Here is a 25,302-nt window from a genome sequence, read left to right as displayed (position 1 = left end):
CTCACCGCCTCCGCAATGCCGATTCCGAGGCGCCCAGCTCGGCCGCCAGGGCCTGGTCGCCCCGGACGAGCGCGCGCATCAGATCGAACAGCAGGGCCGCAAGGCAGATCAGGAAGAAGATCAGCCCGGCCAGCCAGAGCGCCTGCGGGATCCACAGGGGCGTTGCCAGCGGCGTGCTGGCGCGTGCCCCAAGGCGCAGGGATTCCGCCAGCGTGCCGAAGGCATGAGTGACCAGGATGCCGATGATCCCGGTGAACGCCCCGAGCGCCACGACGTCCAGAAACCGCTGCACCCCGGCCGGCAACTGCAGATAGACGAGGTCCACGCGGATATGCGCCCGCATGAACAGGGCCTGGGCAAAGCCCCAGGCCATGGCGATGGCGAAGGCATAGCCGGCCAGTTCGTCGACGCCGATGAGGCCGAAGTGAAAGAGGCGGCGCGACAGGATTTCCACCGTCATCAGGCCGGCCGCGCCCAGGAGCAGCAGCCCGCTGCCGATGGCGGAAAACCGGGCCAGTCGCGCCAGCTTGCGAGAGACCAGAAGGTTGCCCAACCCCGTTACCTCGCCGCGTTCAGCTGGATGTCCAGGACAGTGCCGACGGTCTCGTTCCAGCGGGCAACGCAGTCGGAGCCGCAGGCCTGCGTGAATTCGGGCATGACATGCTCGGCGACGATCTCGCGAAGGCGCGCGCTCTCTGCCTCGGTCAGCTCGACCAGCTTCAGGCCGGCTTTCGTCAGGTTGCGCGGGGCGGTGGACTCGGGCTCGCAGCGGTCGTCGCCGACCGAGCACCAGATGCCCTGCTGCGTGGCGACACGGGCCATCTCCCAGCCCGCGGGCTCCAGCTTGGTGCGCACCTCGTCGCGCAGGAAGGTCTGAACGGCCGGGTCCAGCGCGTCCCAGGTCTTAGAATTGGCGACGATGAAGTTGACGCCCCAGCCGACGGTCAGGTCGACCAGATGCGTTGCGACATCCGTCCATTTCGCGTTGTTGCCCGAGTTCGATCCGGTGAACGCGCAGTCGATGACGCCGCGCTGCATGGCCGGAACCACCTCGTTGAAGGCCATGGTGACGGGCGTGGCGCCCAGCGCCGCCGTCAGCGAGGAGGTGGTGGTGGAGAACACGCGCACCTTCTTGCCCGCCAGATCGTCGAGGCCTTCGACCGGGGTCGCGCACCACAGGACCTGCGCGCCGGTCGGCCAGAAGCCGAGCGGGACGACGCCGAGGCGCTCGCGGTAGCGCTCTTCCAGCGTCGGGCGATAGGCGTCGATGATCTTCTGCAGCGTGTCGATGTCCTGCGCGAGGCCGGCAAGATCGATGGAGTCGTTCTCCGGCAGCTCGCCGGAAATCAGGGTCGTGCTGCCCGCAACGATGTCCGCAACGCCCGAGGCGGCAAGGCGCATCAGCTCGGGGCCCTTCGCCCCGAGGTCGGTCATGCTGACCGCGTTTGCCGTGACGCGGCCGTTGCTGTCGGCCGGGACCGTCTCGTTCCAGAACGGCTGCAGCACGTTGGTCCAGTTCGGCGAGTTCACCGGCGAGCCGATCACCGAGAGCTTGGTCTGCGGCAGGTCCTGAGCCGCTGCGACCAGGGGGAGAATGCAGGCCAGAGCCGTGGCGCCGAGCAGTCTTGCAAGAGTGTTCATGGGAAATCCTCTCTGTCGGGTGGGGCTGGCCCTGCCGATGGTCCGGCAGGGCCGTGCGGGCCGGCAAGGCCCGTGGTCGGGCGGCTTTACTGTGCCGCCTCTTTCATCTTGCCGTGCGACAGCCCGCGGTCGGGCGGCGCAATGTTCAGTCGGACCATGTCGCGCAGCAGCTGCACGATGGCCATGGAGCTCTCCCCTTCCGCCCCATCGACGATGAAGCGCGAGGTGCAGTAGCGCATCTCCCAGCCGCCGGCATCCAGACAGGCGCGGATGATGCGCTTTTCCGTCTCCGGATCCTGGACCAGCTCCTTGTCCTTCAGCAGGAAGCCAAGCATCGCGGAGATGCCGTAGGCGCCCCAGTTGGAGATGGAGGCCGGCAGGAAGATGTCCGTGGCCGTCACCGTGATGGCGCCGCCGGGCTTGTCGGTCTGCGTCTCGCGGCCATAGGGGTGGAAGTCCTGCATGAAGGAATGGATGCGGCCGAAGCCGATCTCGTTTCCATTGTCGCCGATGCCGATGCTGAGCACGCCGCGCTCGGCCGCCTGGTCGAACAGGGGACCAAGGTTCACACAGTTCTTCGGCGCAACGCCGGTCGAATAGTGGACGATGCCGTTCTCGTTCGGGCCGAGCCGCTCGATGGCGATGATCGCCTTGGGCTGCGTCCGCTCGAGCAGGTCCTTCGCCCACTGGTCGATGTCGCCCTGCTCCTCGGGAGCGGTCACCTGGGCCGCGCCCATGCGGCGGCCGGTCGCCAGTTCGTAGTCGCGGATCATGATGCCGGCGGCCTCGGACGACGCCTTGATCGGCGGGGCATGGCAGACTTCGGAGACGTAGACCGGAACGGCCTTCAGCCCCCAATAGAGCGCCCGCGCAAGCGACACGGCGCCCGGAGGTCCGTCGCTCTCGCCGTGCGGCACTTCGGGCCAGTAGCCCGCGCCCGTGACGATGAGGACCACGTCGCCCTCGCCGACCCGATCCACCAGCGCTTCGGCCGCGCGGGCGGTGATCGGACGGCCGCCGCCCTCGCGCCGCGCCTCGTTGTAGATCGGAGCGATGATATTGTGGTTCATGCCGCGGTTGCGCATCTCGACTGTGATCAGACGGTCGACATATTCACCAATGATGTCCGGCACGCTTGGCTCCTTCTCAGGTATCGGAATGACCGTGATCGTAGGAAGCCGCGGCTCGCATTGGCGAATCGAATTACGGAATACGTCATCAGATAATGTTATGCCCCTCCGGGCTCTGGACCTGTCATGTTTGGCTAACCCCAGAGGATTCGCGGCGGAGGGAAGAGACGTTGCGCTCGCTCAACCATCGACAGATGCTGGCGTTTCGCGCCGTGATGATCAGCGGCAGCATGACGGCCGCCGGCCGCATCCTGAACATCACCCAGCCGGCCGTGACGCGCCTGGTGCGCGACCTGGAGGCGGATCTCGGGCTGACCCTGTTCATCCGCAAGTGGTCCAGCGTGCGCCCGACGGCCGAGGCCGTCGCCCTGTTCCGGGAGGTCGAGAAGTATTTCGAGGCGATGGAGCGGGTGCGCGAGAATGCCCGCGAGATGCGCGAGAAGTCCGAGGGGCGGCTGCGCATCGCCGCCATGTCGACCCTGTCGTCGGGCGCCCTGCCCGAAACGATCCGCCGCTATCGCCAGAAAGAGCCGGACATGGATTTCTTCATCCATTCCGACAATTCGGTGCACATCCTCGACGCCTTGCAGCGCAGCGAGTTCTCCATCGGCCTTGGCCGCGTGCCGCCGGAGCGCACCGATATCGACCATGTCGAGATGCCCGTTTCCACCGCGATCTGCCTGCTGCCCAAGGCGCATCCGCTGGCGAAGCAGGATGTGATCTCGGTCCACGACCTGGACGGGCAGCCGTTCATCTCGCTGGGGGTCAGCAGCCTGTTGCGGATGCAGATCGAGGCGGAGATGACGGCGGCGGGCGTCCAGCCGGGCAGGACCGCGCAGACGCTGTATTCCAACACGGTGCCCAGCTATGTGTCGGCCGGGCTCGGCATCTCCATCGCCGACATCTTTTCCGTCATCGGCGTCGACCTGGACAGGATTGCGATCAGGCCGTTCACCCCCGCGATCGAGTTCCGCTTCTCGGCGATCTTTCCGGCGATCGGACGCAGCCGCGGGGGCGAGTTCTTCTCAAAGGTGTTCCACGACGTCGTTCGCGATCAGGTCGAGAACATCAACCGGCTCTTCACGAAGTAGCCGCGCCGAGCCGGCCCTGCAGTTCGGCGACGACCGTCTCCAGCATCCCGTTCTGCGCACGGAAATCGCGCCCCAGATAGGTGGAGAGCGTGCCGATCGCCGCCTCGTGCAGGGGCATCGGCACGCCGCAGCGCCGGCCCAGCTCGCAGAGCGGGATCAGGCCGAACGGCACGTCTTCGGTGATGTAGCGCGTCTCGAGGCTGCGGGGGCCCATCGTGCCGGGCGCGCGCTCGTAGACCTGCTGGGCCATCTCGGAGACGCTGCCGCGGCGGATGCCCGGGAAGGTCATCATGTAGTGGTCGAAGACATCCCTCACCTCGAACCCGAAGCGGCCGGCCAGCGCCAGGCGTTCGGTGTCCAGCGCCTCGATCATGCGACCGACGACAGGCGTGATGCACTGGTAGTTTTCCCAGTCCTCGGCCCGCTCGATCCGGGTCAGGTTGGCGAGCGAGTTGGCAAGGTGGATCGGCGGGTTGAGATTGCTCATGCCGATGAGCGCGGGGCTCGACTTGAGGCGGAAACGCTCGCCGAACAACGCCTGACACAGGCGCAGACCGTCCTGCGCGTCCATCCCTCCGGACACGGCCATGTCGATCACATCGCGCACCGTGCCGACGCGGACGACCCCGTCCCGGCGCTGTGCGGTCGCCACGGTGGTCGACCATGACACGATCCCGGCGCGGGCCTGCGACCGCATCAAGGCGTGCGCCAGATAGATCGACCCGAAGGAGAGCTCGGCGCTGAAGATGACGGTCTGGCCATCGAGGATCGGGGCAAGACGGTCCAGCACGTCCTGCATGCCCTGCGCGCAGCGCGCCAGCAGCACGACGTCCGCATCCTTGACCGCGTCCTCGAGGCTGCCGGCGCCGGGGATCACGTGGTCCCCGGAAAAGGTGCCGTCGAACCGCTGGTTCAGCCCGTCGGGATGGGTTTGCGACCACAGCCTGACCGAGTGCCCCCCTTGCTGCAGAAGCGCGCAATAGGTCAATCCGACGGGACCGCCGCCGATCACGGTTATCTTCATTGTTTTTCCTTGAGTTGAGCAAGCGCGCCCGTCAGGAGGCCGGAAAAGCCTCGGGGAAGAAGGTCGCGGGCAGATAGAGGAAGACCCCCGGCAGCAGGATGACCATCAGGATGATCCCGACCGTAATCGCGATGATCGGCAGCACCGCCAGGAAGGCGCGCGGCATGTCGACCTCGCCGATCTGCGCGGCGATCAGCAGGCAGATCCCGTAGGGCGGCGTCGTCAGTCCGATCGCCAGCGACAGGCAGACGACCAGCGCCAGATGGATGTCCGGGATGTGTGCGAGGACGCCCAGTTCCTTGATGATCGGCAGGAAGATGATGACCGCCGTCATCGGGCTGAGCACGGTGCCGACGATCAGGCAGAACGCCATCAGCAGCAGCATGACGCCCGTCTGCGTGTCCGAGATCGAGATGATGAAGGTCGCGACCTCGCGTGCCACGCCGAGATAGGCGATCAGCCAGCCCATGATGCCTGCGGCGGCGACCGCGAACATCGGCAGGGCATAGGCGACGACGGTCGATGCCAGGATGTCGAACAGGGCCGCGGGCCGCACCGTGCGATAGACGACGACCGCCAGCACCAGGCCGACCAGCGCGGCGATGGCGGAGGCTTCGGTCGCGGTGAAGAAGCCCGAGATGATGCCGCCCAGGATGATCAGGGGAATGAGCAGCGCGGGCGCGGCGCGCCTGGCGCTTTCCTTGCGCGCGGTCCAGGGCATGTAGGGCGTGTTGGCGACGCCGTAACGCCGGGCGACGTAATAGGTGTAGGCCATCTGCCCGAAGCCGATCAGCAGGCCAGGCAGCACGCCGGCCAGAAACAGCCCGGCGATGGAGACATTGCCGAAGGCGCCGTAGATCACGAACAGGATCGAGGGCGGGATGATCACGCCCAGCGTCGAGGAGGTCGCCGTCAGGGCCACGGCGAAGGGCGCGGGATAGCCGGCCTTCTTCATCGCCGGGATCATGATCGCGCCGACGCTCGCGGTATCCGCCGCCGCGGATCCGGACATGCTGGCGAACATCATGCTGACCAGCACGTTGATATGGCCGAGCCCGCCCTTGATGTGGCCCACCATCGACTGCGCGAAGGTCATCAGCCGGTCGGTGATGCCGCTGTCGTTCATCAGCCGGCCGAGCAGCAGGAAGAACGGCACCGCAAGCAGCGCGAAGGAGTTGATGTTGGAGACCATCTGATTGACCACCGACGTCGCGGGAAGACCCAGCTGGACGACCGTGACCAGCGATGCCAGCGCGATGGCGAAAGCGATCGGAACGCGCAGGAGGATCAGAAACAGAAATCCTGCGATCAGCGTGACGATAGGCGTCATTCCCGGTCCTCGACTTGCCGGTTGGTGAAAAGGCGGCCTGCGGTGGTGACGATCAGTTCGAGCGAGAAGATCGCCATGGCCGCTCCCGACACGGCGACGGCCGCGTTCTGGTAGAACATCGGAAAGCCGAGCGAGAACGAGAAGCGGCGCCAGCTCATCTCCGCATAGGTCCAGCCGTTGACGGCGAGCACCCAGATCACGGGAAGGCACAGGAACAGCGCCAGCAGGGTCAGCGCCGTGTTGGTGCGGGCGAAGCTGGCGGGCAGCACCTCGACCACGTAGTGGACGCCGCGCCGGTAGCCGACCGCCGAGCCCAGGAAGACGGTCCAGACGAAGCAGAACATCGCCACCTCGTCGGTCCACACGAAGGTTCCGAGCGACGAGTTGCGCGCAACGATCTGGAACAGAACGCACAGGATGAACGCCAGGAAGAAGGCGCCGCCGACCAGGTAGAAAAATCGCTCCAGCCCGGCATTGAATCTTGTCAGCATGAGGTGCCCCCCTTGCGGGCCGGCCCCGGGATCACCGGGGCCGGCCACGGAAAGTCACTTGATGTCGCGGATCATCTGCAGGACCTCGGACGCGCCGATTTCGGCCGCGACCTTGTCGTGCAGGGGGCGGATGATCTCGATGAACGGCGTCTTGTCGACCTCGGTCACCGTCACCTTGCCCGAGGCGACCAGCGGCTCCAGCAGCGAGGCATCGTATTCCACGCCCCGGTCGATGCCGGTCACCGAGGCTTTCGCCGCGGCCTTGAGAAAGATCTCCTGGTCCTCGGCGGACAGGCGATCGAAGGCGAACCGGCTCATGGTGATGTGGCTGACCATGAACTGGTGCTGGGTCTTGGAGTGATAGGGCGCGACCTCGAAGAGCTTGGCGCCGACATAGGCACTGATCGAGCTCTCGAACGCGTTCGCCACGCCGGTCTGCAGGGCGGTGTAGAGCTCGGTGAAGGGCAGCGAGATGGGCTGCGCGCCAGAGGTTTCCCACATCTCCGCATCCATGCGCGAGCCCGGCACGCGCAGCTTCATGCCGCTGAGGTCTTCCAGGGTGGCGACAGGCTTGACGTTATTGCTGAGATTGCGGATGCCGCCGCCCGTCAGCGCCAGCAGGGTCAGGCCGTTGTCGGCATCGCGATAGACCTGGCGGTAGTAGTCCGTGACCGGACCTTGCGGATCCAGCGCGGTGCGGAAGGTCGCCTCGTCCGGGAACAGGTAGCTGATGCTGAACAGCTGGAACTGCGGGAAGAAGGGGGTCGCCTCCTGGGTGCCGCCGATCAGAAGGTCGATGGTGCCCATCCGCATCTCGTCCAGCGCGGTCGCGTCATTGCCGAGCACGCCGCCGGGATGGATGTCGATCTTGACGCGTCCTTCCGTCGCCTGCTCGACCTCGGCCTTCAGGACCTCGGCGGCATCGAGCCACGGATGCGGAGCATTTCCCTGGGTGGAAAGGCGAAATGTCTGGGCGTCGGCCCCTCCCGAGAGGACGGCGAGCATGGCGCCCGCAAGCGCGGACATGGCGTAACGTTTCATCTCAATCTCCCTGCCAGAAACTGCGCCGGCTCATCCCGCCGGGCTCTGATCTGCCCAATTTGACGAGGTTCAATAATAATTTCTAATCTCAATATTCGATGCTATCATAACCTGGTATTATCCTAGCCAGGACAGTCATGGCGGCCCGCATCACCCTGAGACAGGTCCAGGCGTTCCGCCTGATCATGACCAACCGCACGATGACCATCGCTGCGGAGCAGATGTCGATTTCCCAACCTGCCGTCAGCAGGCTGATCTCCGACCTGGAAGAAACGCTGGATCTCAAGCTGTTCAACCGGGTCGGGCCGCGGCTGTTGCCGACATCGGCCGCGCGACGGCTCATCGGAGAGGTTGACCGCGTCTTTCTGGGCCTCGACTTCGTAGAGGAAGCGGCGCGGCGGATCCGGCGGTTTTCGCTGGAGCCCTATCGGCTGGCGATGCCGCCGTTCCTGTCCTACAGCTTTGCCGCGAAACTGGTGGCGCGCGTTTCCATCGACATTCCGGACCTTGCCATCAGCCTGCATTCCGATACCTCGCGCGCCATCGCCGAGCAGGTGTCCCGCGGCGAACACGACCTGGGCATCTGCATGCCCAGCAGGCGGGAGCGGGAGTTGAACGTGCTGTCCCGCTACGAGGTGGGAACGGTCTGCCTGCTGCCGGTCGATCACCCGCTGGCCGAGCTGCCTGAGATCACGCCCGAGGATCTCGACGGGGTAAGCCTTTACGTGCTCGGGCGCAGCGGCGCCATCCGCCCGCAGATCAACGAGGTTTTCGCGCAAAGGCAGATTGCCCCGCGGATCGTCGGCGAGATGCAGCATGCGCCGTCCTGCGCCGCCTTCGTGTCGCAGGGGCTGGGCGTCGCGCTGCTGGATTCCGTCTCGGCCCGCTCCGCGGACCAGCACAGGACGATCATCCGCCCCTTCGTCCCCCAGATCGATCTGGAGATCGCGCTGATCACGTCCTCGCGACATGTGCAAAGCGATGTCGATGACGCCTTTCTCCGGCACTTCCCGCAAGCTTTGGCGGAGTGCACCTGAGATTTTGCAGTCGCGCCGCCTGTCGGCACGCGGCATGTCGCGCGCAGCGTGTCAGCTGGTATCGGCGCGAGAAGCGACGGGACGGATTGATTATTCCAAACCCAAGCCACGGTTATTCCAAACCGGGCAAAAAGTGATTTGGTTTCAATGTCGTGGGGAGGTGGTGGTGCCCAGGGCCGGAATCGAACCAGCGACACGCGGATTTTCAATCCGCCCCTGAGAACACCGATAGTGCAACAGCGACAACACCTTAGGTAACCCAGCGATCAACCCTGTCACACTGGTGTCACAGGAGATGATCGAATGGCGACCATTCGGAAGCGCGGGAACAAATGGCAGGTGCAGGTTCGCCGCAAAGGTGCCCGCCCGCAAAACAAGAGCTTTGCCACCCGCAAAGACGCGGAGATCTGGGCACGACAGATCGAAAGCAACATCGACCTAGGCAAGCCTGTAGAGCCGACGCCCCCCACAGACCTTACCCTCGGTGCCCTCCTTGAGAGGTATGAGCGCGAAATCACCGCCTCGAAGAAAGGACGCGCGACGGAAGAACGTCGGCTATCACGCCTGCGAAAGGACCGAGTTGCGCCCACGCCTATCGCATGTCTCGACGCCCCTGGTCACGTCCGTCAAGCTGGTGTAAATTCCTGGATGGCCTGAGGGCATGATCAGGCGGCTTTCGTGGTTATGCTGAGAATGGGGTCGATCTCCTCCTTGTCGATCTCGGCGAAGGCCTCGACCATCATGTAGCGGCTCGAGGTCTGCCATTCGTCGTTGGCTTCGAAGAGCACGGCGCCGATCAGGCGCATGATTGAGGCCTCGTTGGGGAAGATCCCGACGACATCGGAGCGCCGCTTTACCTCCTTGTTCAGGCGCTCGATCGGGTTGGTGCTGTGCAGCTTGGTCCTGTGCTGGCGCGGGAAGGACATGTAGGCCAGCACGTCATGCTCGCTGGCGTCCATGAGATCGGCCAGCTTGGGCCAGCGCGGGCGCAGTTGTTCGGCAACCTTGCGCCAGGTTTCGCCCGCATGGGCGCGGTCGGGCTGGTCGAAAGCCTGGCGGATCGCGGCGGCGACAACGGTGTGTTGGCCGCGCGAGACGTGGGCGAGAGCATTCCTGATCCAGTGAACGCGGCATCGCTGCCAGGTCGCTTCGAACACCCGGGCAATGGCTGCCTTGAGGCCGGTGTGGGCATCGCTGATCACCAGCTTGACCCCACTCAGCCCCCGGGCGCGGAGGGAACGCAGAAACTCGGTCCAGAAGGTCTCGGCCTCTGAGGGCCCAATGCCCAAGCCGATGATTTCCCTTCGGCCCTCGGTGTTGGCCGCCACCGCAATTATGGCCGCGACCGGCACGATGCGCCCGCCTTGGCGGACCTTGAGATAGGTGGCGTCGAGCCAGACATAGGGCCAGTCGCCGGTGAGCGGCCGGTTCAGGAACTCCCCGACCCTGTCATCGATATCCTTGCAGAGCTTCGAGACCGTGCTCTTCGATATCCCGCTGAGCCCCATGGCCTGCACCAGCTCGTCGACGCGGCGGGTGGAGACGCCGCCGATCCAAGCCTCCTGGATCACCGCCACCAGCGCCTGCTCGGAGGTCTTGCGGGCCTCGAGGAAGCCCGGGAAATAGCTGCCCTGCCGCAGCTTCGGCACCCGCAGGTTCAGCGTGCCCAAACGGGTATCGAGAGCGCGCTCTCGATACCCGTTGCGCCAGGTCGTGCGTTCACCGCTGCGTTCATGCCGGCCGGCGCCGATGATGCCTTCCACATCGGTCTCCATGATCAGTTGCAGCACGGCTTCGGCAATGCCGCGCAAGAAGTCGCCCTGATCGTGCTTGGCCAGAAGCTCGGACAGGTCCATGTTCGTCTTGGTCATCGGGGTCTCCGTAGGGGCCGTGGTTGAAGTCGCCAAACTCCACCTCGAACATACACCTCGATGGCCACCTGGGATCACACCGCCGACGGCGATGAAATTACACCAGCTCCTCGGACGCTAACACGCCCCTACCCTGTGCAAGTTTCGAGATCGCCGCGTTAAGGATGGGCTTAGAGCAGCGCAATACGATCTGGTCTTAATCAGGCACGCTATCGAAATCGCGAGGAAGGAATGGGGCTTGGTCCTCCCCGCAAATCCCGTTGATCAAATCCGGATCCCGATGGGGATCAAGTCGAGAAACCGTCGCCTTGAGCACGGAGAATATGAGGCACTCCGCGAGGCTGCGAGACGGGGCCGCTCTCCTTTTCTCTGGCCTGCAATCGAGCTGGCGATTGAAACGGCGATGCGCCGAGGGGAGTTGCTCAAGCTCCGTTGGATTGATGTCGACCTGGACAAAGGGCTGGCGCTCCTGCCCGACACCAAGAATGGCCATCCAAGGCAAGTCCCCCTGACGCCGGCTGCTCAGGCCACACTGTCACGCCTCCCACGCTGCAGTGAACGGGTTTTGCCGATAACCGACACGGCACTCAGGCAGGCATGGGATAGGCTGGTAGACAGAGCCGAAATCACCAACTTGCGATTCCACGACCTTCGGCATGAAGCCGTCAGCCGCTTCTTCGAGAGAGGACTCAACATTGCCGAAGTGGCCTTGATCAGCGGACACAGAGATCCAAGAATGCTGTTTCGATACACCCATCTGAAGTCTCAAGATGTGGCCGCGAAATTGTCCGCACTACACGCAGCCGCCTAAAATATTTGGATCAGGAGATAAACGCCGTGATTCCTATGCTTCTAAAAACAAAAAAACCGAGTGTCGCCTGCGCTATTCTCTGGCTTCTGGCATCAATCACCCCAACATCTGCGGCAGCTGATATTCCGAAATTCCGTGACTTCACCGTAGATATCTACAAAGGTCCGGTTGCAGCCCCCAACCTTTCGTCAAACAGCCAAGCTAAAACCTATCGAACACGACTTCGCGACGCAGCCAAAGGCGGGGTCAATTTCGCGGGGCACTACATCCTTGCGTCTTGGGGATGCGGGACATCGTGTGCAACTGGTGCAGTCATCGACGCCCGGAATGGTGACGTTTTCTTTTTCCCGTTTTTTGTTTGCTGCTGGGGCAATGTAGACGATGGATTTCACCCCATTGAGTTTAGGAAGAATAGCACACTGGTCGTTTTCGCTGGCCTGCGGAACGAGCAAGGCCCAATGGGAGCGCATTTTTACGACTTTAGATCTGGGAATTTTGCACACCTTAAAACGATAGAAACTAACGCTGATTTTGGAAATGATAGTCAGGAACAGTATGAATATCCCTCAAACAAAAATCAGAACACGTCTGCAACTCTGCAACCCTCTAGAAACTGCATGTTAGCCGCTGTTCGCGAGCTAGATGACGGCCTATCTCCCGCAAGTGACATCGCCACGGCAGCGGTTACTACATGCTCAGATTATCTGAAGAAGTTCGCAAAAATTTCAGCAAGTCAACAGAAGCTAACCGTATTACGAGCCACTGAAATAATTAAGAAAACTGCATATGAGGCGGCTATCGTAATGGTCCTTCGCAACCGAGGGAAGCGAAACAAATAAGCCATCATTCGATCTATAAAGAGAAGCTATCCGCGACCGTGATGACCCTTATCCCCGCGCTTCCGAATGGTCGCCATTCGATCATCTCCTGTGACACCAGTGTGACAGGGTTGATCGCTGGGTTACCTAAGGTGTTGTCGCTGTTGCACTATCGGTGTTCTCAGGGGCGGATTGAAAATCCGCGTGTCGCTGGTTCGATTCCGGCCCTGGGCACCACTTTCCCTTAGATAAATCCCTACAGATCAAGCCCTTAACGGCTTTATGGTGAGTCTTGGCGAGTCCGTCGTCAAGCCCTTCGTCACACTTCCGGTCCCGCCGGTGTGACGCCAGTGTGACCACCCTCATTTCTTGGATGGAAGCCGAGGGGGGTACCGGGGGATCTGCTGCCACTTCTTCCCTACGTAGGCGCTTCAGATTTTTCCGCCGTTTCTGGGTCCCCACTCTCGGTTTTGCGCCCCTGTCTGCGTTTGTCAGGCTTCGTCAGCAAAACAGGCGCTCAACCGGTCCCCACTTCTATAGCTCGACCTTGGAGCACCACCTTGCCGCCGACACTGACAGAAGTGCATTCAGCCGCGCCTGGAGATACTCCGCGTAGCGCGAGGACGGCTTGTTCCGGTGAGTGTCGGTGATCAGAAGACGAACGACTGAAGTCCAGAAGTGGTGCCGGTCCCGGTGCAGGAAGACGTCATTCAGTTCGACAAACTGGACCGCCAGGAACGCCCACCAGAACCGCTCTGCCAATTGCCCGTTGCTCTCCCCAGGGTGACACTGCCGGATCCTCTCGACCTGCCCCACGGCGGCTTCATAGGCCGCCCTACGGATGCGCCCCCTTGTGTCCTGGAAGTGGATGGGGCGGGGTCCGAAGGCCATCTCGGCGATCTTGCCGATCAGTCCCTGTGCCTCGTCATCAGCCGCTACGTGTGGCCCCAGAACCTTCCTCAGGTAGCGCTCATGGACGGCTAGGAGCTGCTTGCCTGGTCCCGCAACAGGTGCTCCATAATGGCGGACCAGGGAGCGGTGATAGGCACAATAGCGGCCCTTGCCGATCCGGACGCAATGAGGCGCGCTGCAGGGCTGTTCCTTGATGAAAGACAATCGGTTAGAAGACATGGGGAACGATGATTAATGCGGGCATACCTCTATAAGACCCTTATAGAGACTTGCCTGCGTTTCGGTGGATTGCCTTGTGGGGGTAAATCGTGCCATCGCTTGCGACTCGCCGTTTCACCGAGCGTCACTCCAGCCGAGTACGCCACAACCTTCACCCCCACGATGGTACCTGGCGCTGCGCTCGATGGCCATCTCCACGCCAGCTCCTGCCTTCCTCCATGCTCAACAGGACGAATACCCCACCCGGAGTCTGCTTCACGCTGGATAAAACTTGGGGGCAACGTCACCTTCCTTGCGCCAAGCAAACGGCACGATGATCTCGCGAAATATGCCGCCACTCGGCATAGCCCGCAACCCGGTTCGGCTGGCTGACCGCGTTGACGCAGCGGCGCCTGCGGAGTGTCTGACGCAATCCTTCTAAGGATGGCATTCAAATCGCCACTGTGCCAAGTTGGGCGAGAAAAACGTAAAAAAACGAACGGGGTAAGCAGCTTGCCGGTCACTCTATCAGAACTCGAACAGCATCTGTGGGGCGCGGCGAACATCCTGCGCGGCAGCATCGATAGCGGCGAGTACAAGAGCTACATCTTCGGTCTGCTCTTCTTCAAACGCCTCAGCGACGTGTGGCAGGAAGAGTACGAGCAGAAGCTGGCGGAATACGACGACGAAGAACTGGCAGCCGACGCCGAAGAACACCGGTTCGACGTGCCGCAGGAACACAGCTGGTCGGCGGTGCGCAAGCACGCCACCAACATCGGCGAATACCTGAACGCCGCCTTCCAAGCGATTGAAGACGCCAACATGAAGCTGCGCGGCATCTTCCAGAGCGTCGATTTCAATAACAAGGACCGGTTCAGCGACGCCATGCTGGAACGGCTGCTTCAGCACTTCGAACGCTATGATCTGCGCAACAGCAACGTTGATGCGGACATGCTGGGTAACGCCTACGAATACCTGATCAAGCAGTTCGCGGACGATGGCGGCAAGAAGGGCGGCGAGTTCTACACGCCCAAGGAGGTCGTCCGGCTCATGGTGCGCTGCCTTGAGATTGACGAGGGCATGAGCGTCTATGACCCAACCTGCGGCAGCGGCGGCATGTTGCTTGAGGCGTATCGCGCGGTGGAACAGTCGGGCAAGAACGCCCGCTCGCTCAGCCTTTATGGGCAAGAGCGGAACCTGAACACCTGGGCGATCTGCCAGATGAACCTGTTCCTTCACGATATCGACGACGCGGATGTGCGACGGGGCGACACGCTGCGCGAACCGAAACATACCGTGGGCGAAGGACGCGGCGCGATCCGCAGCTTTGACCGGGTGATCGCCAATCCGCCCTTCTCGCTCAAGGAATGGGGGCACAGCGTCTGGAGCAATGGCGACCCCTATGGTCGCGATACCTACGGCACACCGCCAAAGGCATACGGCGATCTGGCATTCGTCCAGCACATGCTGGCAAGTCTGAACGAGACCGGGAAACTCGCGGTCGTCGTGCCGCATGGGGTGCTGTTCCGCGCAGGCGCAGAGGGCGCAATCCGCAAGGCGTTCATCGAACACGATCTGGTCGAGGGCGTGATCGGTCTGGCGCCGAACCTGTTCTACGGCGCGGGCATTCCCGCCGCGATCCTGTTCCTGCGCAAGAAGAAGCCCGACCACATGAAAGGGCGGGTGATGATCGTGAACGGCGCGGAACAGTATGAGGAAGGGCGGGCGCAGAACTACCTGCGCGATGCCCATATCGACGCGCTGAGCGCCGCCTTTCTGGGTGGCGAAGACGTGGCGCGGCTGGCGAAACTGGTGACGAGTGACGAGATTGCAGAACACGATTTCAACCTGAACATCACCCGCTACGTCAATCTGGGCGAAGAAGCCGAAGCCATCGAGGTTGCGGAAGAGACGCAGAAACTCTTTGATCTGATCGAGGAGCGGAACGCTGCGGAAGCGAAGATGAACGCGTTTCTGCGGGAGTTGGGCTATGTTGGATAGTCTTCCAGACGGATGGCAACGCCTTACGATTGGGGATTTGGCTGAAATAAAGACGGGCGGGACGCCAAGCCGTAAGCGGGACGACTACTGGGGTGGTTCGATTAAATGGATGGCTTCCGGTGAGGTATGGCAAAGATACGTGAGTGATACCGCGGAAAGGATCACAGAAGCTGGCATGGGGGCTTCGGCTGCGAAAATATTGCCCCGTGGAAGCGTCATGGTCGCTCTCAATGGACAAGGAAAGACCCGCGGTTCTGCTGCGATATTGACAGAAGAGATGACCTGTAATCAATCTCTAGCTGCCATTTTGCCAAGCCCCGCGCATGAGCCATTGTTCATGCTTTATTTCATTGAAAGCCAATACAAAGAGCTTCGCGCCCTCACGGGGGACAATGCCAGGAACGGTTTGAATCTTGGGTTGCTCAAAAAGTTCCCGATATCGGTGCCTCCACTCCCTGAACAACAGCGCATCGCGGAGGTTCTCACCAGCGTTGACGACAGCATCCGCGCGACGGAAGCGGTGATCGCGCAGGCGGAGCGCGTGAAGCGTGGCTTGATGGAAGACCTGCTGACCGGCGGTTTGGGCAGCGAAGCCATCGCCCGCAGCGAGGTTCCGGAGGGGTGGGAAGGCGCAACCTTGGACGAACTGACATACCGCCCCATCTCCTACGGCGTGCTGAAGCCCGGAGATTATACGGCTGATGGTGTACCGATGCTTCGCATTCAAGACGCCAAGAATGGTTGGAAATACGAAGACCTCTGGCGTATTTCACCTGAACTCGACGAAGAATACCGACGAACACGCGTGAACGTCGATGATCTTGTGTTCTCAGTCGTTGGCACCCTTGGCGAGTGTAAGAAGATCGATGACGAACTTGCGGGTTCAAACGTTTCGCGGGCTTTCGCTGTCATTGGACCGAACGACAGGGTGCTCACAGACTTCGTGTATCATTTTCTCACGAGCGACTTCGTTTTGTCTTGGGTGGCGCAAACCGGTCGCGGAGGAGCGCAGAAAGTCATCAATCTTGGCGACCTTCGGAAACTGAATGTCCCGTTGCCAAGCATGGATGAACAGCGCCGTATTGTGTCGTTGCTGAACACGTCTGAGCTTCAGATTTCAAAGAACCGCGAAACCGTCGATCAACTCCAACGCCTCAAGCGCGGCTTGATGGACGATCTTCTGACCGGTCGCGTGAGGACCGTCGCATGAAGGAGCGCGGCGGCGAATGGCGCTTGGCGGAAAAGCCGACGCTTCAGTATCTCGAAACGCTCGGCTACGCCTTCGTCGACCCAAGCGAGCACGCCCGCCTGCGCGGCAGCGACAATCAGGTGATCTTTCGCCCGCATCTGGTGGACGCGCTTCAACGGCTGAACGGCATCTCGACAACTGACGCCGAGGCGGCGGCGGCGGAGCTTTTGCGCAAAGAAAACAACGAAGACTGGCTGAAGATCCAGCGCGGCGATTTCGCCCGCGTCGTCGAGGGGCAATCGACGCAGAAAACTCTGCGCGTGATCGATTTCCGCAACCCGGAAAACAACACCTTTGCCGTCACGCATCAGCTGTATGTTCAGGCAGAGAAGAGCCGCATTCCCGATATTGTCGTCTATGTGAACGGTCTGCCGCTGGTGGTGATCGAAGCCAAGTCACCGCTGAGCGGTAAGGACAAGAACGGCGAAGCCTTCGACCAGATCAAGCAATACGAACGCGACATTCCGCGCCTGTTCTATACCAACGCCTTCAACATCGTGACCGATGGCACGACGGTGCTCTATGGCGCGACGAGTGCACCGTCAAAGTTCTATGGCTACTGGCGCGATCCTTATCCGCGTGACACGGGTGATTTCGCGAACGAGTTGGAAAAGGGTCTGTGGAGCCTGTTGGAACCGTCGCGCCTGCTCGACCTGCTGGCGCATTTCATCGTGTTCGAACGCAACCCGGACACGGGCGAGGTCATCAAGAAAATCTGCCGCTACCAACAGTTCCGCGCCGTGAACAAGATGGTCGACCGGGTGGTCGAGGGCAAACACAAGCGGGGACTGGTCTGGCACACGCAGGGCAGCGGCAAATCCCTGACGATGGTCTTTGCTGCGCTGAAGCTGAAGCACCACCACACCGTCGCCTCCGATGCGTTGGACTATCTCAACCTATTGGTGCTGACTGATCGGATCGATCTTGACGATCAGATTTCCAGCACCTTCGTCGCGACAGGGCTGCCGAACCCGGTCAGCGTGGGCAAGATTGCCGAGTTGCGCGAAAGGGTCGGCAGCGGTGTGGACGGTCAGACGCTGTTGAGCACGATCTTCAAGTTTGAAGGATCGACGACCGCCGTGCCGAACAGCGACCGCTGGACCGTCATGGTGGACGAATGCCACCGGACGCAAGAAAAGGATCTTGGCGCGGCATTGCGGGCGACATTGCCCGATGCGACGTTCTTTGGCTTCACCGGCACACCGATCAAGAAGAACGACAAGGACACCTATCAGAACTTCGGCGTCGTCGGAGAGGGGTATCTGGACAAGTACGGGATCGACGACGCTGTGCGCGACAACGCGACGGTGCCGATCTACTACACCAGCCGCAAGGCGGACTGGCAGATCGACGAAGCCAAGATCGACAGCTTGTTCGACACATGGTTCGCCGATCTGAGCGAAGACCGGATCGCGGAGTTGAAGTCGCGCGGCGTGAACTTCGCCGATCTGGTGAAGCACCCCAAGCGGATCGAGTTGATCGCCTTCGATATCTGGAACCACTTCAAGGCATATGCGAAGCCGGACGGGTTCAAGGCGCAGCTTGTCGCGTATGACCGCGAGGCGGTGGTTCTCTACAAACGCGCGCTGGACAAGCTGATCACCGAGGATTTCGTGAAGCAGGGCATGTCGCCCGACGAGGCGGCAGAGGCAGCGATGGCGGTGAGCGCCTGCGTCTATTCCAAGTCGCAGGAAGACGACAAGCCCAGCGAAGACCCATACAAGAACGCGGTGCGATCCGATTTGATGCGGTGGTACGTGGATCGTGACGCGGAGCGCGATCTGAAGCGTAACTTCAACAAGCGCGGCGAGAACCCGCAAATCCTGATCGTCTGCGACAAGCTGCTGACCGGCTTTGACGCGCCTGCCGAGGCGGTCATGTATCTGGACAAACCGCTGAAGGAACACACGCTGCTTCAAGCCATCGCGCGGACGAACCGGGTCGCGGATGCCAAGAAGAAGAACGGGTTGATCGTTGATTACATCGGCGTCAGCCAGAAACTCGACGAGGCACTGGAAAGCTATCGCGCGGAAGATGTGAAGAACGCGATGCGCGATCTGGATGGTCTGCGCGCGGAACTGGCGTCGGCGCATCGGGCGCTTCTGGAGTACGTGAAGGGCATCAAGCGCACCGGCAAAGACCTGAAAGTGAAATATGATGCGCTGGTCGCAGCCATAGGCACCGAAGACGAGTGGATCTTGTTCCAGCGGAAGGTGCGCGACTTCGTGACCCTCTACGAAGCCCTGGCACCCGATCCGAGCGTCTTGGCTGTGTCTGACGATCTGAAATGGTTCGCGAACTTCCTGCGGTACGGAAAGCAGGTCTTTGAGAAGAAAGAGGCGCTGGATCAGGGCGATTACAGCGCGAAGATCCGCGAGATGCTGGAAGAGCACCTGCGGGTTACGGGGCTGAGCACAGTCATCAAGTTGCGCAGCGTGGTCGACGCCGAGTTCTGGAAAGACTTCGAGACTGAGGATAAGACCGAAGAAGATCTGAAAACCGCCGCGTTGCGTAAGACCACGGAACTGCGCCGGATCACGGAAGCGAAGATCGCAGAGAACCAGCACCAATATGGCAAGTTCAGCGAACGCCTTCGCGAGTTGATCGAAAAGATGGACGACACCCAACTGAGTTGGGGTGACAAGCTGCGCGCTGCCGAGGACTTTGCCCGCGACCTCGACGCAGAAGACGACGCATACAAGGGCACTGGTCTATCGCCTGCCGCCCATGCGGTGTTGCGCGTCATCCAATCGGTGTCAGGTGGTGACCAAGGCGAAGCCACATGTAAGTCGCTCGCTCAGGAGGTTGAGGCGCTTTACACCGACGATACGCTTGCCCCGAAACTCTGGCACACGAAGGACGGGCTGCGGAAAGACCTGCGTCAGCGGGTTCGCAAAGCCGCCCATGCGCTCGGGTTCAAGGAGCTCAAAACGCTGCCGGTCGAGATAGAAGACGTGGCGATCAAGTATTATGCCCGCAGCAACTTCGAAACCGAATGATCGTTTGTCTGTCGTGGAGACCGAGAACATGAACGAGTTCCAGCTCGGCAAGGTTCGGGTTCCATACACGCTACATCGCAGCACTGCCGCGACCCGGATGCGCATTGAAATGACGATGGATGAGATGCGCGTCACAGTCCCAGCCGATGCGAATGACGATGCCATCAACGCGGCGCTCTACAAGAAACGGCGCTGGATCATCGAGAACAGAGCCGATCTGGACGACAAACTCGCCCAGACGCACAAGATCGCCCGGTTTCGCACTGGCGCGAAGATACCGTTCTGGGGTCGGCTGGTCAGGCTGACGACAAAGACCGGCGATGCGGTTTCTGTTGCGTATCGCTCCGGGTTCGTGGTGACGCTGCCAGATCAGCCATCGCCTTCCGAACATGATGATATTGTGGAGGCTGCGCTACAGCACTGGATGCGCGACCGGTTGGGTCAGGAAGCGCGTCGGTTCTGCCAGCAATATGCGAAACGCCTTTCGACCGACTGCTCGGGACTTCGGATCGTGCCGTTGAGCACTCGGTGGGGAAGTTGCGGCGCGAACGGCATCGTCTCGCTGGACTGGCACCTCGTCTTTGCGCCAAAGCGGGTTGTCGAATATGTCGTTGCCCATGAACTGGCGCATCGCATTGAGCGCAACCATGGCGACGCCTTCTGGAAGACCGTCAGAGCCGCGTTCGGCGACTATGAACGTGAGCATGACTGGTTAGCGCGGAATGAACATCTACTCGGCTACAAGCGCATACCGCTGACCATCGAGTAACGCGGATATCGAAGTCGGTTTTTCAGAAATGAAAAGCTAACCGGCATGGTTGCCATTCCGCGCGTCCGACCCTCGGTCCTGATCGTGAATATCCCTCACATCAGCAGACCCCGACGAGCAGGTTTTGGCCTGCTACGAGCCGGCGTACCGGATAATCACTGTTTTCTATCGCTTCTAAGGTAGCGCCAGATACGACGGCTAGCGTTTAACGAGGTAGCTTTTGGCGTCACGCCCGCTTCCTTCCACGGAATAGCTAACTCCAAGCCTTTTCAAATCATCGACAATCGCTCGCTTCTTTCGCAGAGCGTCCTTTAGATTGGTGGTTTCGGTCGATGTAAGGCCTATCTCCTTTGCGATGGCAGAGATTAGATACCGACCTGGTGATTTGTTTCTCATCGCGGTCACTACAGCGGCTCTCGGCGAGGTTCTTTGCTTGGTTTGGCATCCGGGACCATCCAGATCATACACCCAGTCGCGTATGACCGCGCCGGTAAAGGCCTCGCGAATTGCGCTCTCGACATCTCTTCCAACAGAGGTATTCGGCAGCGTCACAAACACGTCGGTCGGCAAACAGTTACCCTCTTCATCGATCACTTTGCGACTGCGCGGGCGGCCCAAGGCTGGTCTTGCCCCCGTTTCGCCGGACACTCAGGCGGTTGCGGTTCGGGCTGCGATGAACTCGCGGGGCGAGCGCATCTTCAGCCCTGAGTGAGGGTGGTTGTCGTTGTAGTCTTCAATCCACCCGGCGATCAATCCGAGGACCGTAGTGGCATCCGGCAATGGCGTCACATGGACGTAGTCGCGCTTCAGCGTCTTTACGAAGGCTTCCGATATACCATTGCTTTGCGGGCTCTTCACCGGCGTGTAGCAGGACTTCAGGCCGACCTGGCGCGCGAAGATGCGCGTCTCTCTGGCGATGTAAGGCGAGCCGTTGTCGCTCAACATCTCGACCGGATGAGGTGCTCTATAGCCCCCGAACCGGCCCTCGACCGCCTCCAACATCATGTCGCGGATGTCCGATCCAGTGATGCCTGCGTTCGCGACGGCCCGCCAGGCGATGATCTCTCGATCATGGGCGTCGATGATGAAGGCGCCCCTGACGATGTCGCCGTTCCAGCAGGTGAACTCGAAGCTGTCCGAGCACCAGCGCAGGTTCGAACGCATTGTGACCACCTTGCCCTCGTGGGTCAGTTCCGGCCGCTCGCTGTACCTGCGGGCCAGCAGGAGGTTATGCGCCTGCATGATGCGGTAAACGCGCTTGTGGTTGATAGGCGCAGCGCCCTCGGCCCGAAGCTGGCGGTTCAGGATCGCGGTGATCCGTCGATAGCCATAAGTCGGGCGCGCCGCCACCAGCGCAGTGATCAGCGGCAGGACCGCCGCGTCTTGCGCTTTATGGTAGCGCCGACGCGGCTTCGCGCTCCCGACCAGCCGCGCATGAAGGTTGGAGCGGGAGACACCCAGCGTCTCGGCTACGACCTTCATCGGGAACCGCCCTTCGGCTGCGACTGCGCGAGCCACATCCGTTTTTTTGGGCGCGTCTTGTCCAGCGCCTCCTTGAGGATCTCGACCTCGAGCGTCTTGCGGCCGAGTTGCCGTTCCAACTCGCGGATGCGCTCCTCCATCTGACGGACAGCTCGATTGCTGGTCACGTCGTCATCTTCGGACACGGCCACGGCTCCCCCTTCCAGCATCAGACGCCGCCAACGATACAACAGGTTCGGGGCAACACCATTCCGGCGGGCAACGACCGAAATGCTGGCGCCTTCCTCCAGTGTCTCCTCGACAATCCGCAGCTTCTCGGCGGCTGACCAGCGGCGTCGACGTCCGCCATCGGTGATAATCTCAATCTCAGACATAAGCACGTGCTTAGGGATATCCCTAAGCCTCCATGGTTATGCCTGAGTGTCCGGTCGAAAGGGGGGCCAGTTCAAAGGCCTGGATCACCTGTGCCGCAATCGACATCACCTCAAGTCTGTGACGAATGGCCTTTGCTTCCTTGGATCGAAGCCACTCTTTTGTTTGAGCACCTCTCAGCGCAAAATACATGCTCACGGGCCATGCTCGGTCCCGGAAACTCAGGCCAAACAGCACTGCCTTGTTGCAGTCGCGAAAGTCGTTGAGACCGTCGAGGCTGCCCCAATGTCCAGTCAAGGCAATCTCCTCCGGGAGATGCTTTCTTGCCAGTGCCTCGGTCGCCAGATGCGTTACCACCATCCACTTGTCTCCTGGCTTGGTGTGCTCGGAGACAAATTGCGCCAAGTGTCGAAGCCGCGCTTCACCAGCTTCGCGCATTGCCGTCTTGCCAATCCCGTTGGAGCGGAGGATGTGAATCGTCAAATTCCGATAGCTTCGCACCTTGGGAAGCGGAACGAGTTTAGCGCGCCGATAGTCCAACACGGGATCTTGGTTCGCGGTTGCATTCAGCACTACGGGTGCAAAGAAATGCGGCACCTTCTCTTTTCCGGTGGTTAGAGCCTTACGCGAACCTTGAATCGAGAAGAGTGCCCAATGCCGATATAGCTGGATGATCGCAGAGAGGGTCTCCCATACATGCTGCAGTTCCGCATTCTTGCTATCGGGATCATTCCAAATAGGGTCGTATGACGATACGGATTTCAAGTCCGACACCAGTTGGCGAAAGAGTGTCTCCAGCTCGTCTATCTGCCCGCTGGAAGGTCACGTCCGTCAAGCTGGTGTAAATTCCTGGATGGCCTGAGGGCATGATCAGGCGGCTTTCGTGGTTATGCTGAGAATGGGGTCGATCTCCTCCTTGTCGATCTCGGCGAAGGCCTCGACCATCATGTAGCGGCTCGAGGTCTGCCATTCGTCGTTGGCTTCGAAGAGCACGGCGCCGATCAGGCGCATGATTGAGGCCTCGTTGGGGAAGATCCCGACGACATCGGAGCGCCGCTTTACCTCCTTGTTCAGGCGCTCGATCGGGTTGGTGCTGTGCAGCTTGGTCCTGTGCTGGCGCGGGAAGGACATGTAGGCCAGCACGTCATGCTCGCTGGCGTCCATGAGATCGGCCAGCTTGGGCCAGCGCGGGCGCAGTTGTTCGGCAACCTTGCGCCAGGTTTCGCCCGCATGGGCGCGGTCGGGCTGGTCGAAAGCCTGGCGGATCGCGGCGGCGACAACGGTGTGTTGGCCGCGCGAGACGTGGGCGAGAGCATTCCTGATCCAGTGAACGCGGCATCGCTGCCAGGTCGCTTCGAACACCCGGGCAATGGCTGCCTTGAGGCCGGTGTGGGCATCGCTGATCACCAGCTTGACCCCACTCAGCCCCCGGGCGCGGAGGGAACGCAGAAACTCGGTCCAGAAGGTCTCGGCCTCTGAGGGCCCAATGCCCAAGCCGATGATTTCCCTTCGGCCCTCGGTGTTGGCCGCCACCGCAATTATGGCCGCGACCGGCACGATGCGCCCGCCTTGGCGGACCTTGAGATAGGTGGCGTCGAGCCAGACATAGGGCCAGTCGCCGGTGAGCGGCCGGTTCAGGAACTCCCCGACCCTGTCATCGATATCCTTGCAGAGCTTCGAGACCGTGCTCTTCGATATCCCGCTGAGCCCCATGGCCTGCACCAGCTCGTCGACGCGGCGGGTGGAGACGCCGCCGATCCAAGCCTCCTGGATCACCGCCACCAGCGCCTGCTCGGAGGTCTTGCGGGCCTCGAGGAAGCCCGGGAAATAGCTGCCCTGCCGCAGCTTCGGCACCCGCAGGTTCAGCGTGCCCAAACGGGTATCGAGAGCGCGCTCTCGATACCCGTTGCGCCAGGTCGTGCGTTCACCGCTGCGTTCATGCCGGCCGGCGCCGATGATGCCTTCCACATCGGTCTCCATGATCAGTTGCAGCACGGCTTCGGCAATGCCGCGCAAGAAGTCGCCCTGATCGTGCTTGGCCAGAAGCTCGGACAGGTCCATGTTCGTCTTGGTCATCGGGGTCTCCGTAGGGGCCGTGGTTGAAGTCGCCAAACTCCACCTCGAACATACACCTCGATGGCCACCTGGGATCACACCGCCGACGGCGATGAAATTACACCAGCTCCTCGGACGCTAACCGCTGGAAAGCGGATCTTGCTCGCTCCATATGGGTGAAATCTCTTCAACGCGGCTTGAGACAGCCTTGAAGAAATCCAGCATTGACGAGACTGCGGCGAAAGCCTGCCGATGCTTTGCCTTAAACTCCGCAGAGACGCGAAGCCCCAACACTCGGTGCAATGAACCTTCGTCAACTGAATGGAATTCAACTGCATTGGCCAAGGCCTCATCAATGATGACGAGGCACCGACGCCCGCCTTCCCAACTCTCGTAGATGTCGACTATTCCAGAATATGATTGTGCCCAGGACTGCGTGACAGCAGCATGTGTAATCACTACCACTGGGAAACGTCCGCATTCTCGCAGGGTGACCGCGTTGGACGAGTGTCGCGTAATGGCCGCCTCGAAGCCGGCAAGCTCATTGATCGTGCGTGCAGCGTCCTCGCATTGCTGAATCGTTCGAGCGACAAAGAGACCGCCGATTCTTAGAGGCGGTGAAAATTTTCTCGAAGCCTTTGCCATCATGGCCAGATACAGCAGAGCGCCCTGTGTCTTCCCGACGCCCATCTCGGGCGCTAGAACCTGCCACGCTGGGGCAATTGATAGGGCGCTTGCCTTCATATTCTGTCGGATTGCCAGGTGGAACGTCTCTCCCATCCTGGTCCAAAGCTCACGGAAGGCAGGACCGGCGACGTTGCCTAACTTCACAGTCCACAGCCGCTCCATTGCAGCGGCGAAATCGGATGGCAATACTGTCATTGAGTGTCGTGATTTGCGATTTGGTTCCACCGAAACGCAGGCAAGTCTCTATAAGGGTCTTATAGAGGTCTGCCCGCATTAATCATCGTTTCCCATGC

At 61.2% G+C, this 25,302-nt stretch carries 23 protein-coding genes; 9 read left to right on the top strand and 14 right to left on the bottom strand.

Features of this window, described 5'->3' with window-relative positions; translation table 11 throughout:
• Window position 1: 1 nt before the first annotated feature.
• The 3 genes from H7H34_RS06130 to H7H34_RS06120 all read right to left on the bottom strand — a co-directional run bounded on the left by H7H34_RS06130 (window position 2) and on the right by H7H34_RS06120 (window position 2,774).
• Window positions 2–553, bottom strand: coding sequence for a TRAP transporter small permease subunit (locus H7H34_RS06130; RefSeq protein WP_185924587.1), 552 nt, complete (start codon window positions 551–553; stop codon window positions 2–4).
• Between the two features lie 5 nt (window positions 554–558).
• Window positions 559–1,641 carry a TRAP transporter substrate-binding protein gene (locus H7H34_RS06125; RefSeq protein ID WP_185924586.1) on the bottom strand — a complete coding sequence of 361 codons (1,083 nt, stop codon included), beginning with the start codon at window positions 1,639–1,641 and terminating at the stop codon, window positions 559–561.
• A gap of 86 nt (window positions 1,642–1,727) precedes the next feature.
• Entirely contained in the window at window positions 1,728–2,774 is a 1,047-nt protein-coding gene (locus H7H34_RS06120; RefSeq protein ID WP_067221673.1) for a glutamate cyclase domain-containing protein, read from the bottom strand.
• Between the two features lie 167 nt (window positions 2,775–2,941).
• Here H7H34_RS06120 and H7H34_RS06115 point away from each other — a divergent pair, with 167 nt between their 5' ends.
• The gene (locus H7H34_RS06115) at window positions 2,942–3,862 is read left to right on the top strand and encodes a LysR family transcriptional regulator (protein ID WP_083202414.1); all 921 of its coding nucleotides are present in this window, start codon (window positions 2,942–2,944) and stop codon (window positions 3,860–3,862) included.
• Here the strand turns inward: H7H34_RS06115 and H7H34_RS06110 are convergent.
• From H7H34_RS06110 to H7H34_RS06095, 4 genes are read right to left on the bottom strand one after another with little or no spacing between them, the layout of a single operon-like run.
• A complete protein-coding gene (locus H7H34_RS06110) occupies window positions 3,852–4,886 on the bottom strand; it encodes an NAD/NADP-dependent octopine/nopaline dehydrogenase family protein (RefSeq protein ID WP_185924585.1) in 1,035 nt (344 codons plus the stop codon). The genes H7H34_RS06115 and H7H34_RS06110 overlap by 11 nt on opposite strands.
• A gap of 31 nt (window positions 4,887–4,917) precedes the next feature.
• Window positions 4,918–6,216: a TRAP transporter large permease gene (locus tag H7H34_RS06105; protein ID WP_097175515.1), complete on the bottom strand. Its 1,299-nt coding sequence runs from the start codon at window positions 6,214–6,216 to the stop codon at window positions 4,918–4,920.
• On the bottom strand, window positions 6,213–6,707 hold the full coding sequence (locus tag H7H34_RS06100) for a TRAP transporter small permease (RefSeq protein ID WP_185924584.1): 495 nt from the start codon (window positions 6,705–6,707) through the stop codon (window positions 6,213–6,215). The genes H7H34_RS06105 and H7H34_RS06100 overlap by 4 nt, the downstream gene beginning before the upstream one ends.
• Window positions 6,708–6,761: 54 nt before the next feature.
• Entirely contained in the window at window positions 6,762–7,748 is a 987-nt protein-coding gene (locus H7H34_RS06095) for a TRAP transporter substrate-binding protein (RefSeq protein WP_185924583.1), read from the bottom strand.
• 137 nt (window positions 7,749–7,885) lie between these two features.
• Between H7H34_RS06095 and H7H34_RS06090 the strand changes: the two genes are divergently transcribed.
• Both H7H34_RS06090 and H7H34_RS06085 read left to right on the top strand, forming a co-directional pair.
• The gene (locus tag H7H34_RS06090; RefSeq protein WP_185924582.1) at window positions 7,886–8,785 is read left to right on the top strand and encodes a LysR substrate-binding domain-containing protein; all 900 of its coding nucleotides are present in this window, start codon (window positions 7,886–7,888) and stop codon (window positions 8,783–8,785) included.
• A 303-nt stretch (window positions 8,786–9,088) separates the two neighbouring features.
• Window positions 9,089–9,442 (top strand): hypothetical protein, encoded by a 354-nt coding sequence (locus H7H34_RS06085; protein WP_185924581.1) that lies wholly within the window; start codon window positions 9,089–9,091, stop codon window positions 9,440–9,442.
• Window positions 9,443–9,450: 8 nt separating this feature from the next.
• Here H7H34_RS06085 and H7H34_RS06080 read toward each other — a convergent pair whose 3' ends face one another.
• Entirely contained in the window at window positions 9,451–10,656 is a 1,206-nt protein-coding gene (locus H7H34_RS06080) for an IS256 family transposase (RefSeq protein ID WP_013654810.1), read from the bottom strand.
• 238 nt (window positions 10,657–10,894) lie between these two features.
• Here H7H34_RS06080 and H7H34_RS06075 point away from each other — a divergent pair, with 238 nt between their 5' ends.
• Window positions 10,895–11,467, top strand: coding sequence for a site-specific integrase (locus H7H34_RS06075; protein ID WP_185924580.1), 573 nt, complete (start codon window positions 10,895–10,897; stop codon window positions 11,465–11,467).
• A gap of 26 nt (window positions 11,468–11,493) precedes the next feature.
• Window positions 11,494–12,306, top strand: coding sequence for a hypothetical protein (locus H7H34_RS06070; RefSeq protein ID WP_185924579.1), 813 nt, complete (start codon window positions 11,494–11,496; stop codon window positions 12,304–12,306).
• A gap of 513 nt (window positions 12,307–12,819) precedes the next feature.
• On the opposite strand, the gene H7H34_RS06065 is transcribed toward H7H34_RS06070, so the two are convergent.
• Entirely contained in the window at window positions 12,820–13,401 is a 582-nt protein-coding gene (locus H7H34_RS06065) for a hypothetical protein (RefSeq protein ID WP_185924578.1), read from the bottom strand.
• A 438-nt stretch (window positions 13,402–13,839) separates the two neighbouring features.
• Between H7H34_RS06065 and H7H34_RS06060 the strand changes: the two genes are divergently transcribed.
• Genes H7H34_RS06060 through H7H34_RS06045 form a run of 4 tightly spaced genes read left to right on the top strand, consistent with a single transcriptional unit; the run spans window position 13,840 to window position 20,413 of the window.
• Complete coding sequence (locus H7H34_RS06060; protein WP_185924577.1) at window positions 13,840–15,396, top strand: type I restriction-modification system subunit M; 1,557 nt, start codon at window positions 13,840–13,842, stop codon at window positions 15,394–15,396.
• Window positions 15,386–16,606, top strand: a complete 1,221-nt coding sequence (locus H7H34_RS06055) for a restriction endonuclease subunit S (RefSeq protein WP_185924576.1) — start codon at window positions 15,386–15,388, stop codon at window positions 16,604–16,606. Before H7H34_RS06060 ends, H7H34_RS06055 begins: the two co-directional genes overlap by 11 nt.
• Entirely contained in the window at window positions 16,603–19,644 is a 3,042-nt protein-coding gene (locus H7H34_RS06050; protein WP_185924575.1) for a type I restriction endonuclease subunit R, read from the top strand. The genes H7H34_RS06055 and H7H34_RS06050 overlap by 4 nt, the downstream gene beginning before the upstream one ends.
• Before the next feature lie 28 nt (window positions 19,645–19,672).
• Entirely contained in the window at window positions 19,673–20,413 is a 741-nt protein-coding gene (locus H7H34_RS06045; protein WP_185924574.1) for a M48 family metallopeptidase, read from the top strand.
• A 198-nt stretch (window positions 20,414–20,611) separates the two neighbouring features.
• Here the strand turns inward: H7H34_RS06045 and H7H34_RS06040 are convergent, their stop codons facing one another.
• The 5 genes from H7H34_RS06040 to H7H34_RS06020 form a co-directional block, all read right to left on the bottom strand.
• Window positions 20,612–21,007 (bottom strand): hypothetical protein, encoded by a 396-nt coding sequence (locus tag H7H34_RS06040; protein WP_185924573.1) that lies wholly within the window; start codon window positions 21,005–21,007, stop codon window positions 20,612–20,614.
• A gap of 54 nt (window positions 21,008–21,061) precedes the next feature.
• A protein-coding gene (locus H7H34_RS06035; RefSeq protein WP_185926458.1) for an IS3 family transposase occupies window positions 21,062–22,287 on the bottom strand; the annotation gives its coding sequence in 2 pieces (ribosomal slippage) (window positions 21,062–21,945 and window positions 21,945–22,287; 1,227 coding nt in all).
• 4 nt (window positions 22,288–22,291) lie between these two features.
• The gene (locus H7H34_RS06030) at window positions 22,292–23,032 is read right to left on the bottom strand and encodes a hypothetical protein (protein WP_185924572.1); all 741 of its coding nucleotides are present in this window, start codon (window positions 23,030–23,032) and stop codon (window positions 22,292–22,294) included.
• Between the two features lie 105 nt (window positions 23,033–23,137).
• A complete protein-coding gene (locus tag H7H34_RS06025) occupies window positions 23,138–24,343 on the bottom strand; it encodes an IS256 family transposase (protein ID WP_013654810.1) in 1,206 nt (401 codons plus the stop codon).
• 117 nt (window positions 24,344–24,460) lie between these two features.
• Window positions 24,461–25,204 carry a hypothetical protein gene (locus H7H34_RS06020; protein ID WP_185924571.1) on the bottom strand — a complete coding sequence of 248 codons (744 nt, stop codon included), beginning with the start codon at window positions 25,202–25,204 and terminating at the stop codon, window positions 24,461–24,463.
• Window positions 25,205–25,302 lie beyond the last annotated feature (98 nt).

The organism is Stappia sp. 28M-7, from assembly GCF_014252955.1.
In the GTDB taxonomy this organism is placed as follows: Bacteria; Pseudomonadota; Alphaproteobacteria; order Rhizobiales; family Stappiaceae; genus Stappia.
Note: the sequence above shows the minus strand (reverse complement) of the source record. Positions and strands in the feature narration are given on the sequence as shown.